The organism is Arthrobacter sp. JCM 19049, assembly GCF_001310435.1.
In genome coordinates this window covers 1-1,378 of record NZ_BAXF01000548.1, presented here as the reverse complement: position 1 = coordinate 1,378, position 1,378 = coordinate 1, and the positions used below count along the sequence as shown (strand labels likewise).

The following is a 1,378-nucleotide window of genomic DNA, read 5'->3' as shown; positions in this document are numbered from 1 at the left end:
GGGCGCGGGCACCGGCCCGACGATCGGCTTGGTGACGATCTCCACCAGCGGCACGCCGGCGCGGTTGTAGTCCACCAGCGAGTAGTCGGCGCCTGGATGCGCCCGGCGGCCCCGCCCATGTGGGTCAGCTTGCCGGCATCCTCCTCCATGTGCGCGCGCTCGATCTCGACGCGGAAGACCTCCCCGTCCTCCAGCTCGATGTCCAGCCAGCCGTCGTGGGCGATCGGGTCATCGTACTGGGAGGTCTGGAAGTTCTTCGGGGTGTCCGGGTAGAAGTAGTTCTTCCGGGCAAAACCGCACTTCTCGGCGATCTGGCAGTTCAGGGCCAGGCCAATCAGGATGGAGTATTCCACCGCGGTCTTGTTCACGACCGGCAGCACGCCGGGCAGGCCCAGGTCCACGGGGGTGACGTTGGTGTTCGGCTCATCGCCAAAGGCGTTGGGCGCGTCGGAGAACATCTTGGTCTTGGTGTTCAGTTCGACGTGCACCTCGAAGCCCAGTACCGGGTCGTACTTTTCCAGTGCGACGTCGAAGTCTACGAGTTCTTCGGTGGTCATGCTCTCCCCCTAGGCCTTCTGGGCGATCGAGTCGGTGTCAATGGCGGGTGCCTGCGAGATCAGCGAGTGGCCCCACTGCTTTCCAGCAGGGTCTCCAGCGCGGCGCCGGCACGGTAGAGGCGGGCGTCCTCGAACGCGGGGGCCAGGAACTGGATGCCCACCGGCAGCCCCTCGCTCAGCCCGCCGGGCACGGTGATGCCCGGCACGGCCGGCCAGGTTCGCCGGGATGGTGGCCACGTCGTTCAGGTACATGGCCAGCGGGTCATCGGTCTTCGCGCCCAGTTCGAAGGCGACGGTCGGTGCGGTCGGGGAGATCAGCACGTCGGCCTGCTCGAACGCGGCGGTGAAGTCGCGCTGGATCAGGGTGCGGATCTTCTGCGCCGAACCGTAGTAGCGTCGTAGTAGCCGGCCGAAAGCGCGTAGGTGCCCAGCACGATGCGGCGCTTGACCTCGTCACCGAAGCCGGCGGCGCGGGTGGCGCCCATGACGCGTTCGATGGTCAGCGCACCGTCCTCGGGCAACACCCGGTTGCCGTAGCGCACGCCGTCGAACTTGGCTAGGTTGGAGGAGACCTCCGAGGGCATGATCAGGTAGTAGCGCCCAGCGCGTACTTGAAGTTCGGGCAGGAGACCTCCACGATCTGGGCCCCGGCCTCGCGCAGCAGCTGCAGCGATTCCTCGAAGCGGGCCTGCACGCCGGCCTGGTAGCCCTCGCCCTGCAGTTCGTTGATGACCCCGATGCGCAGCCCGGACAGGTCTCCGGCGGCACCGGATTCGGCGGCGGCCACCAGGCCCTGCAGGGCGTCGGGCAGGGAGGTGGAG

The 1,378-nt window shown here is 67.6% G+C and carries 2 pseudogenes; both read right to left on the bottom strand.

Annotated features, from left to right (window positions below):
• A pseudogene (locus JCM19049_RS14340) lies at positions 1 to 557 on the bottom strand (Asp-tRNA(Asn)/Glu-tRNA(Gln) amidotransferase GatCAB subunit B); the annotation flags it as partial.
• A 9-nt stretch (positions 558 to 566) separates the two neighbouring features.
• Positions 567 to 1,344: pseudogene (locus JCM19049_RS14335) on the bottom strand (amidase family protein).
• Positions 1,345 to 1,378: the final 34 nt, after the last annotated feature.